The sequence below is a fragment of the Clostridium sp. AF27-5AA genome (assembly GCF_003478415.1).
GTDB lineage: Bacteria > Bacillota > Clostridia > Lachnospirales > Lachnospiraceae > Otoolea > Otoolea fessa.
The window spans coordinates 127,396-141,510 of sequence record NZ_QUFH01000006.1; the positions used below are offsets into that span (position 1 = coordinate 127,396).

Annotated in this window: 10 protein-coding genes; all 10 read left to right on the forward strand. The window is 52.7% G+C overall.

All coding sequences use genetic code 11. The features are described from left to right. Position 1 precedes the first annotated feature (1 nt). The 10 genes from DWY89_RS08235 (at position 2) to DWY89_RS08280 (ending at position 14,114) form a co-directional block, all read left to right on the forward strand. Entirely contained in the window at positions 2 to 1,126 is a 1,125-nt protein-coding gene (locus DWY89_RS08235; RefSeq protein WP_107001429.1) for a bifunctional chorismate mutase/prephenate dehydratase, read from the forward strand. 105 nt (positions 1,127 to 1,231) lie between these two features. After that, positions 1,232 to 2,530, forward strand: coding sequence for an ATP-binding protein (locus DWY89_RS08240; RefSeq protein WP_182434542.1), 1,299 nt, complete (start codon positions 1,232 to 1,234; stop codon positions 2,528 to 2,530). A gap of 1 nt (position 2,531) precedes the next feature. Continuing rightward, the gene (locus DWY89_RS08245; RefSeq protein ID WP_118524581.1) at positions 2,532 to 4,097 is read left to right on the forward strand and encodes an HD domain-containing protein; all 1,566 of its coding nucleotides are present in this window, start codon (positions 2,532 to 2,534) and stop codon (positions 4,095 to 4,097) included. A gap of 2 nt (positions 4,098 to 4,099) precedes the next feature. Continuing rightward, positions 4,100 to 6,229: an RNA degradosome polyphosphate kinase gene (locus tag DWY89_RS08250; protein ID WP_117796048.1), complete on the forward strand. Its 2,130-nt coding sequence runs from the start codon at positions 4,100 to 4,102 to the stop codon at positions 6,227 to 6,229. Positions 6,230 to 6,387: 158 nt separating this feature from the next. Next, positions 6,388 to 7,092: a response regulator transcription factor gene (locus tag DWY89_RS08255; RefSeq protein ID WP_118492379.1), complete on the forward strand. Its 705-nt coding sequence runs from the start codon at positions 6,388 to 6,390 to the stop codon at positions 7,090 to 7,092. Beyond that, positions 7,082 to 8,221 (forward strand): HAMP domain-containing sensor histidine kinase, encoded by a 1,140-nt coding sequence (locus DWY89_RS08260; RefSeq protein ID WP_333490916.1) that lies wholly within the window; start codon positions 7,082 to 7,084, stop codon positions 8,219 to 8,221. Before DWY89_RS08255 ends, DWY89_RS08260 begins: the two co-directional genes overlap by 11 nt. Before the next feature lie 195 nt (positions 8,222 to 8,416). Then, entirely contained in the window at positions 8,417 to 10,873 is a 2,457-nt protein-coding gene (locus DWY89_RS08265; protein ID WP_118523274.1) for a hypothetical protein, read from the forward strand. Further along, positions 10,873 to 11,835 carry an ABC transporter ATP-binding protein gene (locus DWY89_RS08270; protein WP_118524582.1) on the forward strand — a complete coding sequence of 321 codons (963 nt, stop codon included), beginning with the start codon at positions 10,873 to 10,875 and terminating at the stop codon, positions 11,833 to 11,835. Before DWY89_RS08265 ends, DWY89_RS08270 begins: the two co-directional genes overlap by 1 nt. A 7-nt stretch (positions 11,836 to 11,842) precedes the next feature. After that, positions 11,843 to 12,736, forward strand: a complete 894-nt coding sequence (locus DWY89_RS08275; RefSeq protein WP_243015226.1) for an ABC transporter permease subunit — start codon at positions 11,843 to 11,845, stop codon at positions 12,734 to 12,736. Between the two features lie 55 nt (positions 12,737 to 12,791). After that, positions 12,792 to 14,114, forward strand: a complete 1,323-nt coding sequence (locus tag DWY89_RS08280; protein WP_117796046.1) for an SPFH domain-containing protein — start codon at positions 12,792 to 12,794, stop codon at positions 14,112 to 14,114. Position 14,115: the final 1 nt, after the last annotated feature.

Sequence of the window (14,115 nt, forward strand, 5' to 3'; positions counted from 1 at the left end):
GATGGATTTGCTGGAGATAAGAGGGCGTCTGGACCAGATTGACACCCAGATAGAAAAGTTATTTGAGGAGAGAATGCGCCTTTGCAGCGAGGTGGCAGAGTATAAGATCGCGACCGGAAAGGCGGTTTACGACGCCGAGCGTGAGAAACAGAAGATCGAGTCAGTTCAGGCGATGGCAGAGGGCGAGTTTAACAAGCAGGCGGTTGCCGAGCTGTTTTTGCAGATGATGACGCTGAGCCGCCGGTATCAGTATCAGACGATCGCAGGGCGCGTCGGCGGTCCGGATCTGGGCTTCCATAAGGTGGAGAAGCTTGAAACCGCCGGAAAACGCGTGGTGTTCCAGGGATTAGAGGGCGCTTACGGTCATGCGGCGGCGCTGCAGTTCTTTGGAAAAGACGCGGATATCCATCATGTACGCCGGTTTGAGGATATGATGGTGGAGATTCAGGAGGGAAAAGCTGATTTTGCGGTGCTTCCGATTGAAAATTCTTCCGCCGGTGCCGTGACGGACAACTATGATCTGCTTTTAAAATACGACAATGTGATCGTGGCGGAGACATTTCTGCCGGTACATCACTACCTGCTTGGCACACCGGACGCGGAACTTTCCGATGTGAAGCGTGTTTTTGCCCATCCGCAGGCGTTGATGCAGAGCAGCGACTTCTTAAACCAGCACGACTGGCAGCAGCTCAGCATGGAAAATAATGCTGTGGCGGCACAGAAGGTACGCGATGAGAAAGATCCGTCACAGGCGGCAGTCGCAGGTGAGGTGGCAGGTGAGATTTACAGGCTCAAAAAGCTGGCAGGTCCGATCAACAACTGTCCGGACAATACGACCCGTTTCCTGATTTTGGCGAAGGATCGCGTCTATCAGGCGGGCGCAGAGAAAATCAGCCTCTGTTTCGAGCTGCCGCACCGCAGCGGTACGCTGTACAGCATGCTCGGCAATTTTATTTTCAATGACGTCAATATGCGTATGATCGAGTCCCGGCCGATCCCGGAGGAGAGTTGGCAGTACCGCTTCTTCGTGGACATCGAGGGAAACCTGGAGGATGCCGGTGTGCAGAATGCACTGTACGGAATCATGCGCGAAGCGAAAAATGTAAAAATATTAGGAAATTACTAGTCTCTTTAGCTTAGGACAAGACAGAATGGGTTGCTGTCCACGGGCAGGCATTTTTGACACTGAAAGTGCCGTAAAGCATGTGATGGTAACCGGAAAGGCAGAATGATGGAAGAAAAAAGAAAAAATACGATGATTTTATATCGCAACCTGCGGTATCAGCAGTTATTTGACGACATGTGCAGCCTCTTAAAACCAGAAGAAGGCGAGGCACGCCCGGATGCATATGCATGCGCGAGTCAGCTCATCGATCTGGCAGTGACCTATGGATTCCGCGGAAACCTGTGGCATTGTTTCCTGGCGTTCTGCATGGCAAACAATGAAAATGCCTACAGCACATCCTGTGAGATCATCGGACCGGTCGGCGGCAGCTTGAGCGAGCTTGCACGCCACGATTTTGCACAGGTCAGAGAGCTTTTTTCCTTGGATATTGCCCGTCTGGACGAGACTGAGAACGGCATCTGGTCGGAGATGAAGCATTACGAAAATGCGCTGGAAAACAGCAAGGCGTTCAACCACCGCATCCGCGACCGGATCGTTGAATTATCGGTTTCCCTGGAGAATGCGGAGAGTGATCAGGAATTTCAGGATATCGTGACCGAATTTTATAAAGAATTTGGTGTCGGCAAGTTTGGTCTTAACAAAGCATTCCATATTATCATGGATGACGAGGCAAAGCAGGTCGATATCGAGCCGATCACGCGCGTGGAACATATCGAGCTGAGCGATCTGGTCGGCTATGAGCTGCAGAAAGCCAAGCTGATTGAGAATACCGAGGCATTTATCGAGGGGCGCGCGGCAAACAACTGCCTGCTTTTCGGTGACAGCGGTACCGGTAAATCATCCAGTATCAAAGCGATCCTAAATCAGTATTATGACCGAGGACTCCGCATGATCGAGGTGTACAAGCACCAGTTCCGCGGACTATCAGACGTCCTGGAGCAGATCAAAGACCGCAACTACAAATTTATCATTTATATGGACGACCTTTCCTTTGAGGAATATGAGCTGGAATATAAATATCTGAAAGCAATCATTGAAGGCGGTCTCGGCATCAAGCCGCAGAATGTCCTGATTTATGCGACATCGAACCGTCGCCACTTAATCCGCGAGAAATTCAGCGATAAGCGAGAGCTGGACGACGATCTGCACTCCAACGATACGGTGCAGGAAAAACTGTCTCTGGTTGCGCGTTTTGGCGTCACGATCTACTACGGCTCACCGGACAAGAAAGAATTCCAGAACATCGTCCGCGTGCTGGCAGACAAATACCACATCCATATGCCGGAGGCAGATCTGCTTCTGGAAGCCAACAGGTGGGAGTTAAGCCACGGCGGGCTGTCCGGACGTACTGCCACCCAGTTTATTGCAAACTTACGCAGCAAGCTGAAAGGAGAGATCAAGTAATATGACCGTTAAAACCTTTGCCGCTATTGATGTGGGTTCCTTCGAACTGGAGCTGGGAATTTTCGAGATTTCTGCTTCCGCCGGAATCCGCGAGATCGATCATGTGCGCCATGCGCTGGCGCTTGGCAAAGACACGTACAATGACGGACGTTTGAGCCACGAGATCGTGGAGGAAATGTGCGAGGTCCTGAATAAGTTCCGGGAAGTGATGAAAACATACCGGGTATCGGATTACCGGGCCTTTGCGAGCAGCGCGCTTCGGGAGGCGCGGAACAGCCAGATGGTACTGGACCGGATTCTGGTGCGTACCGGACTCCGGGTCCGCACGATGAACAACTCGGAGCTTCGTTTTAAGAGTTATAAAGCCGTTGCAGCCAGGGAGGAAGAATTCCAGCACACCGTGAAAAACGGTGCGGCGCTGATGGATGTCGGATTCGGAAGCACCCAGCTCTCCCTTTTTGATGAGGAGGTACTGGTATCAACGCAGAACCTTCTGCTCGGCGTGCTGCGCTTAAGTGAAATGTCAGCACACTGGCGCGTCGATTACCGGAAGATTCCGGCGATCATCGATGAGCTGGTAGAAAATGAACTATACACATTTCGGAAGATATTTTTAAAAGAGCATCAGATTGAGACGCTGATTGCGACCGGCGAGACAATGAACTATATGATCAGCCGCGGCATGCATGAAAAAGGCGGGGCGCGGTTCACGGCAAAGGAATTTGGCGTGTTCTGCGAGAAGCTGATTGGGATGTCCTCGGAGGAGATTCAGGAGCGCTATGAGCTGCCGCAGGATTACGCAGAAGTGCTGATTCCAAGTGCGATTCTCTACCGGAAGGTATTAGACATGACGGGCGCTTCCTATATCTGGGCACCGGGGACGACCCTCTGCGATGGTATCGCGGCAGAGTACGCACAGGAAAACCGTCTGGTCCGCTTCCATCATGATTTTGAGGCGGATATCCTCTCGACGGCGCGCCAGATGGCGAAGCGCTACCGCTGCCACGGCGCACATGTGCGCGAGGTAGAGCGGTCAGCGGAGATGATCTTTGATGCAACGAAAAAATACCATGGTCTGGGAGCGCGGGAACGCCTGCTTTTAAAGATCGCGGCGACCCTGCATGACTGCGGCAAGTTTGTCAGCATCACGCGCGGTTCGGAAAGCTCGTACCAGATCATCATGGATACGGAGATCATCGGAATTTCCCATCTGGAGCGCGAGGTTGTAGCCAATATCGTGCGCTACAACATTCAGGAATATGCCTACGATGAGGTCATCCTGGAGTCGGATCTGTCCCAGTATGCGGGGCTTGGAACCTCCCGGAGAGAGCTGACGATCCTGATTGCGAAGCTGACGGCAATTTTGCGTCTGGCCAATTCGATGGACCGCAGCCACCGCCAGAAGCTGAGCGACAGCCGCATCGCTGTGCGGAACGGCAGTCTGGTGATTACGACGGACTGTCCGGAGAGTATCGTGCTGGAGCAGTATTCATTTGACCAGAAGGCAGATTTCTTTGAGGAAGTCTTTGGAATACGGCCTGTACTCAGGCAGAAAAGAGGGGTATAAGGATGTCGGATGCAGTGTTGAAATACGGAGAACCTGAAAATTATGTAAACCGTGAACTGAGCTGGCTGGAATTTAACTACCGGATTCTGGGGGAGGCGCGCGATAAGACGACCCCACTGTTTGAACGCCTGAAATTTTTAAGCATCACGGCGTCGAACCTGGATGAGTTTTTCATGGTCCGCGTGGCATCCCTCAAGGACATGGTTCACGCCAATTATACGAAGCGGGATATCGCGGGCATGACGGCACAGGAACAGCTGGATGCGATCGATGGAAAAACGCATGAGCTGGTCGAGAATCAGTACCGAACCTACAACCGGATGCTTCTGCCGCTCTTAAAACAGCACGGTCTGCGCGTGGTCACTGAGCATGAGAAGCTGACGAAGGAAGAAGCGGTGTACGTTGATCGGTATTTTGAGGAATCGGTCTACCCGGTCCTCACGCCGATGGCGGTTGATTCCTCCCGCCCGTTCCCTCTCATTCACAATAAATCGTTAAATATTGCTGCGCTGGTCCGCAAGAAAAAGGGAGACGGCGAGCTGGAATTTGCGATGGTCTGTGTGCCGGGCGGACTTCCGCGCGTGGTGGAGCTGCCGTGCCAGGAGGGCAAATCGATCATTTACCTGGAAGAAGTCATCGAGCGAAACATCGACAAATTGTTCTTAAATTATGATATTATCAGCTGCCATCCGTTCCGTGTCATGCGAAATGCCGATCTGAGCATCGACGAGGATGAGGCGGAGGATCTGCTCAAGGAGATCGAGCAGAAGCTCAAGAAACGCCAGTGGGGCGAGGTCATCCGCCTGGATATCGAGAAAAAGGCGGACAAGCGCCTCTTAGACATCCTCAAAAAGGAGCTGCACGTTGGCGGGCACGCGATCTATGAGATTGACGGGCCGCTTGATCTGACCGTCCTCATGAAGGTGTTCGGTCTGCCGGGCTTTGACGAATTTAAGACACCGCCGTACACGCCGCAGCCGGTTCCGGCGCTGATGAATGAGGATGATATTTTTGCCAATATCCGCAAAGGCGATATATTGCTGACCCACCCGTTTGAGACCTTTGAGCCGGTCGTCAATTTTATCAAGAAAGCTGCCCGCGACCCGGAGGTGCTGGCGATCAAGCAGACACTCTACCGTGTCAGCGGCAACTCCCCGATTATCGCGGCGCTTGCTGAAGCGGCGGACAATGGAAAACAGGTGTCGGTTCTGGTTGAGCTGAAAGCCCGTTTTGACGAGGAAAACAATATTCTCTGGGCGAAGATGCTGGAAAAAGCCGGCTGCCACGTTATCTACGGTCTGCTGGGGCTGAAAACACACAGTAAGATCACGCTGGTAGTGCGCCGCGAGGAAGAGGGCATCCGCCGCTACGTCCATCTGGGAACTGGAAATTACAACGATTCGACGGCAAAACTTTACACCGACTGCGGTCTTTTAACCTGTGATCCGCTGATCGGTGAGGATGCGACTGCAGTCTTTAACATGCTGTCGGGTTATTCGGAGCCGCTTGGCTGGAACAAGCTGTCGCTGGCGCCGCTGTGGCTGCGCGGACGTTTTCTGCGCCTGATCCAGCGGGAAACGCGCAACGCCCGCGAAGGTATTCCAGCGCGGATCGTGGCAAAGATGAACTCCCTGTGCGACCGTGAGATCATTGCGAGTCTTTACGAGGCGTCCAATGCGGGGGTAAAAATACAGCTCATCGTTCGCGGCATCTGCTGTCTGCGCGCCGGGATTCCGGGATTAAGCGAGAATATAACGGTCTGCTCGATCGTTGGAAATTTCCTTGAGCACAGCCGTATTTTCTACTTCGAGAACGACGGTGAACCGCAGATTTTCATGGGAAGTGCCGACTGGATGCCGCGAAACCTCGACCGTCGTGTGGAGATTCTCTTCCCGGTTGAGGATGAGAAGCTGAAAGCACGCATCTGTCACATCTTAGAGGTACAGCTTGCCGACAATGTCAAGGCGCAGTACCTGAGACCGGACGGAACCTACGCTAAACGCAACCGCCGTGGCAAAGAGCCGGTCTGCGCGCAGGATACCTTCTGTGCGGAGGCAGTGCAGGCGGCGAAGGAAGCTGGAAAAAAGCAGGACCCGGCGGCGATGAGGGTGTTTATTCCGCTGGAACAATAAAGAAATTGCAGTTCGCAGATAAGCAAAATTCTCCAAAAATGTAATAAATTTTTAAAGCATAAATCCTCCCCATATGGTAAACTGGAAACAGGTATATTCGTCTGGTGTTTCGCATAGAGATACCGGGAACCTGCATTACATATGAGGGAGGTTTTTTTATGTCTGAAATACACGTTCTGGTGGTGGATGATGAGAAAGAGATTGCCGATCTGGTGGAGATTTATCTGGTCAGTGATGGTTATAAAGTATATAAAGCATCCAATGCGTTAGAGGGATTGGAGATTCTGGAGAAGGAGACGATTCATCTGGTGCTTCTCGATATCATGATGCCGGGGATGGATGGTCTGGAGATGTGCCGCAAGATCCGGGAGACGAACAATATCCCGATCATCATGCTGAGCGCGCGCTCAGCGGATCTGGATAAGATTCTGGGACTGGGAACCGGCGCGGATGATTACGTGACGAAACCATTTAACCCGCTGGAGCTGACGGCGCGCGTCAAATCACAGCTTCGCCGCTATACGCAGTTAAATCCGCAGAGCGGTGCAGGAAATCAGGTTAAAAATGAGATCTCGATCAAAGGACTCACGATCAACAAAGATAATCATAAAGTGATGGTGTACGGCGAGGAGATCAAGCTGACGCCGATCGAATTTGACATTCTGTATCTGCTGGCATCCAATCCGGGGCGGGTCTTCAGCACCGATGAAATCTTTGAGAAGGTGTGGAATGAGAAAGTCTACGAGGCAAATAACACGGTTATGGTACATATCAGACGGCTTCGCGGCAAGATGAAGGAGGACACCCGACAGAACAAGATCATTACAACGGTCTGGGGGGTAGGATACAAAATTGAAAAATAAAAAAGATATGAGTCGCCGATTCCGGACACGGATGGTCATGAACATCGTTTACAGCACCGTGGTGGCATGCCTGGTGGAGGTGTTTCTGATTGCCAATGTTTCGATGATCAGCAGCTATCTGCGGGAGACGCGGTACCGGGATTCTTTTTTCCTGCGCCTGACGGAGACAGAGACACTGATGGCATTTGTCTATCTTCTGTCGGGCATCGCGATCTTCTCAGTCACTTTTTTTGCCCTCCAGGAGCGGTCCATGCGCTATATCAGCCGGATCTCGTCCGCGATTCAGAATATTTCCGAGGGCGATTTGAATACGACGATCGAGGTGCGGGGCGACGACGAGTTTACGGCGATGGCGGTCAATTTAAATAAGATGGTCGGGGATATCCGGAATCTGATGGACAAGGAGCGCGAGGCGGAGCGCACGAAGAACGAGCTGATTACCAATGTGGCACACGATCTGCGGACACCGCTGACCTCGATCATCGGCTATCTTGAACTTCTGTCCGGCAAGGTGGAGATTCCTGCAGAAATGCAGAAAAAATATATTGATATTGCCTATGCAAAATCGAAACGTCTGGAAAAACTGATCGAAGATTTGTTTGGTTTTACTAAAATGAATTATGGAAAAGTGGCAATGCACGTGTCGAAGGTGGACATTGTCAAACTGCTCAGCCAGCTGTTGGAGGAATTTTATCCGAGCTTCAAGGACAAAAACCTCTCCTACGAGCTGCAGAGCAATGTCCCGGGCAAGGTTATCACGGCAGACGGAAATCTTCTGGCGCGCCTCTTTGACAACCTGATCAATAACGCGATCAAGTACGGTGCGGACGGAAAACGGGTGCTGGTGCAGATTCATGCGGAGGAAGAGGTCGTGACCGTCTCGGTGACGAACTACGGCTACGTGATTCCGGCGGACGAGCTGCCTCTCTTATTTAATAAATTCTACCGCGTGGAACAGTCGCGATCGACCAACACGGGCGGCACAGGGTTAGGTCTGGCGATCGCCAAAAATATCGTCGATATGCACGGCGGCACGATTCAGGTAACGAGCGATCTGAATGGAACGGTGTTTACGGTGCGCCTGCGGACGAATTTTGACATCAACAGGGAAAATTTCCAGATGCCGTAAAGGCGAGTGTGGGAAAGAATCTAATAGACATTTTAATGGATTTTTGGTTACTGTTCATAGGTAGGCACTTTTGGAACCGAAAGTGCCGTAAGAAAACATGGTGGCAGCAGGAATTTGCCGTATTTAATGCGAAGCCACGGCAAATTCCGTTACTGGGCACGTATGCGTGAACAGTTACAGATAGGGAGAGAAAGGATGCAGAAAAAGAGGGGAATACAGTTCTTTTTTGCGATATTGATCGGATGGATGGCACTATTCTGCCTTCCTGCGGGGTACGCATATGCCTCACAGAAGGAAGCAGATGCGCCGCTGTCGATGGATGTTTCCTATGGATTTGACAATACGGCAAAGAGCGACCGTTACCTTCGGGTAACGGTCCTTCTGAATAATGATACAGCGCCGTTTGAGGGAACGCTGGAGTTTCTGACCGCGCAGTCCAGTCTGGAGGCGTACCAGTATTCCTATCCGTTATCGTTGGCAGCGGGGGAGAAGTTTGAACAGGAATATTATATCCCGCTGGGTGTGCGGGCGGATCAGATGTTTGTATCGGTACAGGATGTAAACGGGAAAACGGTCATCCGGAAATGTCTGAAACTTGGTTCTGAGGAGGACGTTGCGGAGAGTTATATCGGAATTTTGACGGATACGCCGGAGGCACTTTCTTATTTAGACGGCGCGGGCATCCGATATGGGACGCTTCGGACGCGGGCGGTTTTTCTGGATGCCGAGCAGGCACCGGATGACCGGCTGGGTTACGATCCGCTGGATCTGGTAATTGTGTCTGGATTTGACCTGGATTCGCTCAGTGATGTCCAGTATGAGGCGCTGCGGCGCTGGGTGGAAGACGGCGGTACGATCCTCTTTGGCGGCGGTGTGGATTGTGCGAGAAATTATGGCAGGTTTGCAGAGAAGGTGCTGGAGCCGCCGTATCTGGATGCGGTAACCGTTCCGGTCAGTCTGGGCGGGGAGACGGCACCGGGCGAGCAGACGGGGGAGATCCAGGCAGAATGCGTCGATGTGAACCTGAAGAACGGCAGCACTCTGCTGGCGGGGGAAGTGTTCCCGCTGTTATCCCATACGAACTGCAAACAGGGGCGGATCGTGGCAGCTGCCTTTTCGATGGATGCGATCAGCGATTTGTGCCTGACCAATCCATCCTCATTTGAAAAGCTGTATACGCTGGTGCTGGGAAGTGATACCGTGGACGAGCTGGCACAGGAGGATTACTACGGTTATTCGGGCTCGTATTTCAGCGTACAGGGGCTGGTCAACACCGGCAATGCGGGGCGGCTTCCGAAGGTTGCGGCGTACACGGCGATCGTGGTGGTCTACCTGCTTTTGATTGGTCCGGGCATCTATTTCTACTTAAAAAAGCGGGGAATTTACCGGTATTATCTGCCGGCGGTGACACTGGGGGCGTTTTTGTTTACCGGCATTATTTATGCGCTGGGCGTAAAGACACGCTTCCGGGAGCCGTTTGTGACGTATGCGTCGATTCTGGATACCTCGGGAGAAGAGGCGGAAGAAGCCACTTATATGAACATCCGAAGCCCTTATAACAAGCCGTATTCGGTGAGCTTAAAGCCGGGCTATGAGGTGCGCCCGATGACGCGCAGTTACTATTACGATGCGGTTTCGGCGGTGCGCTTTACCGGTGAGGAAGAGTATCATACGAACTTTGTTTATCAGCCGGAACGGGTCGAAATTAAAATGCGGGATACGGTCGCATTTTCACCGAATCTGTTTACCCTGCGTCGTGAGTTGGAGAAAACGGACGCGATGGGCGTTCAGGGAAATATTTCCTATTTTGACGGCGTGGTGTCGGGAACGGTAAAAAACTGTTTTGAGGAACCGCTGGAGAATGCGGCTCTGCTCATCAATGGGAAAGCGGTGCTGCTGGGAAGATTAGAGCCTGGGCAGACGGTTTCTCTGGATGGAAAGGAGAGCTGCGATTATCCGGTCAGCTATTCGTATGCGGCAGCACAGATGGTGACCGGGGCGGATCAGTATGAGAAAGCGGAGATTGAGGATCCGGACTATTTAAAGGCGCAGGAGCGGACGAGACTTTTGAGCTTTTATCTGGATTCCGGCGCGGGGCGCAATCCGTCTGAGGCGTGCCTGGTGGCATTTTCAACCCGGAAGCTCCAGGGAGAGGAAGATTTTCTGGCGGATGCGAGGACACTTCGGGAAGGATTTTGCATGGTGACCGAGTCAATCCCGCTGAACCGTGAAAAAGACGGAAAACTTTACCGTTCGGCGCTTGAGGAAGATCCAACGGTGCTCGCCGGAAATTATGAGGCGGCGTACAACACAATGTATAGCGGGGAAACAGCGGAGGCTGCGACGGTCGAATATTCGCTGGGAAGTGACCTTGTCATTGAAAAGCTTACGTTTGAGACTCTGTCACCGCGATTTTCGGAAAATCCGCTCTATCCGTATATGTCATCCTTCTCCGGAAGCATGTATTTCTATAACTATGAGACCGGGCGCAATGACCGGATTGAGCTGAAATCAGAGTATTCGGCAAAGGAGCTTTCGCCGTACCTGTCTCCGTCGAACACATTGACCGTCAAATATGTGCCGGAACAGACGGGAGAGTATGGCTGGGAAAGCCAGCTTCCAAGAATCTATGTCGTAGGAAGGAGAGAGTGATGCTGACGATTAAAAACCTCAGAAAACGATATGGCAATTTTCAAGCGCTGGATGGGCTGAATCTGGAGGTCGCGGACGGGGAACTCTTTGGATTCGTGGGTCCCAATGGGGCAGGCAAGACGACGACGCTCAAGATTCTTGCGGGACTTCTCGTTCCCGATGAGGGCGAGGTGGAGATCGGCGGACTGGATGTTTACTCAGACGGAAAAGAACTCCGGCGGCGGATCGGCTATGTGCCGGATTTCTTCGGAGTATATGATAACCTGAAAGTATCGGAATATATGGAATTTTTTGCATCCTGCTACGGAATTACGGGGCTGCAGGCGCGGACGCGCTGCCATACGCTTCTGGAACAGGTGCGGCTGGAAGATAAAGAGGACTTTTTCGTGGACGGGCTTTCGAGAGGTATGAAGCAGAGCCTCTGCCTGGCGCGGGCGCTCATCCACGATCCGGATCTTCTGATCCTGGATGAACCGGCTTCCGGGCTGGATCCGCGCACCCGGGTGGAGTATACGGCGATTCTGAAAGAACTGCGCGATCAGGGAAAAACGCTGCTCGTCAGCTCCCATATTTTATCGGAATTGTCAGAGCTTTGTACCTCGATCGGCATCATTGAGCAGGGAAGAACGGTCCTGCAGGGCAGCATGGATCAGATTTTTGCGCGGATCAACTCGTCCAATCCGCTTCTGATCTCGATTTTCAGCCAGAAAGAAAAGGCGCTTGCGATCCTGAAAAGCCATCCTTGCGTGCAGACGATTGCGGTGCAGGGGGATGAGATCAAGCTGGGCTTTTTGGGGGATCGGCAGGATGAGGCGCTGCTTTTGCAGCAGCTTATCGATGCGGATGTGATGGTCAGCAGCTTTATGCGCGAGAAAGGAAGCCTGGAATCACTGTTTATGCAGATCACAGGACATGAAGAAGAGAGGGCGGTGCTGAAACATGAGATGGAATCCGGTATTTAGGAGGGAAATGACAGTCGGAAGCCGCAGCATCCGCATGATGGCGATTCTGTTTGTTTTTAACAGTATTCTGGCGGCGGTGGCGCTGTTTAATATGTATTCGGTGGCGGAACAGGTCAGGACGACGGCGGAGATCCAGTATTCGCAGTTTCTGGATCTCTACACGTTCGTCTCCTCGATCGAATTTATCATGCTGCTTTTCATCATGCCGGCGCTGACTGCCAGCAGTATCAGCGGCGAGCGGGAACGCCAGACGCTGGAATTGATGCTGACGACCACGATGGAGCCGCGTGACATGGTGCTTGGAAAACTGGCGTCCTCGCTGGTGACGATGCTGGTGCTGGCGGTCTCGGCGCTTCCGGTACAGGCGCTTGTATTTGTCTACGGGGGCGTTACGCTGCAGGACATCGGGATGCTGTTCCTGTGCCACGGCGTTGTGGCAATTTTAACGGGCAGTATCGGGATCTTTTATTCATCGGTGCTGCGCCGCTCGACGGTATCGACCGTCTGCTCCTATGTGACGGTGGTGGCGCTGACGGCGGGAACGATGGCGGTCAATCTGTTTGCATACCGGATGGCGCTCCGGGCGGCAGATTCGTATGCATCTAATCTCAATGCATCGGAAATGGCAAGTTCCGGCATTTTACGCTATCTCTTTCTTTTCAATCCGGCTGTCTCGTTTTATAATGTAATTAACGGACAGGCGGGAAGCGGCGACATGAGAAAATGGTTCGAGCCACTGTTTGGCGTATTTCCAGACAATGCGATCACAGCACACTGGACGGCGTGCAGCCTGATTTTGCAGTGTATGCTGGCGATGGTGCTGATCGCGGCAGCAGTCTGGGCGATCACGCCGGGAAAATGGAATCGGCATGGGAAAAATAAAGGGAATGATAACCGATAGATAGAAAAAGCAGAAAAACAGAGAAACTATGAATTTGGAGAAGGAGGCAGTGAGTATGGGAATTATCAGAGCAGCGGCACACGCGGTCGGCGGCGGGCTGGCAGATCAGTGGCTGGAAGTGATTGAACCGGAAAATATGGGGGAACAGACCGTATTTTCAGCGGGTGTGCAGACACGCCGCGGGGAGAACCGGAAGAGAACACCGGAAACGGTGTCCAATGGTTCTGTGATCCATGTGTACCCGAATCAGTTTATGATGCTGGTGGACGGCGGTAAGGTCGTTGATTATACAGCGGAAGAGGGGTATTATACAGTGCAGAATTCATCCCTGCCGTCTCTGTTTAACGGACAGTTCGGCGATGCACTGAAAGAATCCTTCAACCGTGTGCGTTATGGCGGACAGACGCCGTATGCACAGAAGGTCTACTATATTAATCTCCAGGAGATCAAGGGAATCAAGTTCGGCACACGGACGCCGATCAACTATTTTGATTTATTCTATAATTCCGAGCTGTTTCTGCGCGCACATGGAACTTACTCCATCAAGATTACGGATCCACTGAAATTTTATGCGGAGGCTATTCCGAAAAATCAGGATCAGGTGGAGATTGATTCCATCAATGAGCAGTATTTAGCGGAGTTTCTGGAAGCGCTGCAGACCTCGATCAACCAGATGTCGGCGGATGGCGTGCGGATTTCCTTTGTAGCCTCCAAAGGCAGGGAACTGGGACGCTATATGGCGGAGACGCTGGATGAAGAGTGGAACCGTCTGCGTGGCATGGAGATCCAGTCAGTCGGTATCGCCAGCATTTCCTATGATGAAGAATCGCAGAAACTCATCAATATGCGGAATCAGGGCGCGATGCTCGGCGACCCGTCGGTGCGCGAGGGGTATGTGCAGGGCGCGATGGCACGCGGCTTTGAGGCAGCCGGTTCCAACGGAAGCGGTGCGATGGCAGGCTTCATGGGAATGGGCGCCGGCATGAACTTCGGCGGCGGATTTATGGGCGCCGCATCGGCGTCCAACCTGCAGCAGATGCAGATGCAGCAGGCGGCGCGGCAGGGATATGCGGCACCGCAGGGCGGCTATGCGCCGGGGCAGGCGAATGGAGCGCCGCAGGGTGGTTATGCACAGCAGCCGAGACAGATGAATGCGGCACCACAGGGCGGCTATGCACAACCGGCAGGACAGAACGCAGCGCCGCAGGGTAGTGCGGCAGCTCCGGCAGAATCCTGGACTTGTGAGTGCGGCAATGTCAACCACGGAAAGTTCTGCTCCGAGTGCGGTAAGCCAAGACCAGCCGGTCCGTGGACCTGCAGCTGCGGAACGGTCAATACAGGTAAGTTTTGTTCCGAATGCGGAAAACCGAGGTCATAGG

Coding starts and splice junctions, on each gene's coding strand:
- DWY89_RS08240 (WP_182434542.1), top strand. CDS start 1,232: ATGGAAGAAAAAAGAAAAAATACGATGATTTTATATCGCAACCTGCGG.
- DWY89_RS08270 (WP_118524582.1), top strand. CDS start 10,873: ATGCTGACGATTAAAAACCTCAGAAAACGATATGGCAATTTTCAAGCG.
- DWY89_RS08255 (WP_118492379.1), top strand. CDS start 6,388: ATGTCTGAAATACACGTTCTGGTGGTGGATGATGAGAAAGAGATTGCC.
- DWY89_RS08250 (WP_117796048.1), top strand. CDS start 4,100: ATGTCGGATGCAGTGTTGAAATACGGAGAACCTGAAAATTATGTAAAC.
- DWY89_RS08235 (WP_107001429.1), top strand. CDS start 2: ATGGATTTGCTGGAGATAAGAGGGCGTCTGGACCAGATTGACACCCAG.
- DWY89_RS08245 (WP_118524581.1), top strand. CDS start 2,532: ATGACCGTTAAAACCTTTGCCGCTATTGATGTGGGTTCCTTCGAACTG.
- DWY89_RS08280 (WP_117796046.1), top strand. CDS start 12,792: ATGGGAATTATCAGAGCAGCGGCACACGCGGTCGGCGGCGGGCTGGCA.
- DWY89_RS08275 (WP_243015226.1), top strand. CDS start 11,843: ATGACAGTCGGAAGCCGCAGCATCCGCATGATGGCGATTCTGTTTGTT.
- DWY89_RS08265 (WP_118523274.1), top strand. CDS start 8,417: ATGCAGAAAAAGAGGGGAATACAGTTCTTTTTTGCGATATTGATCGGA.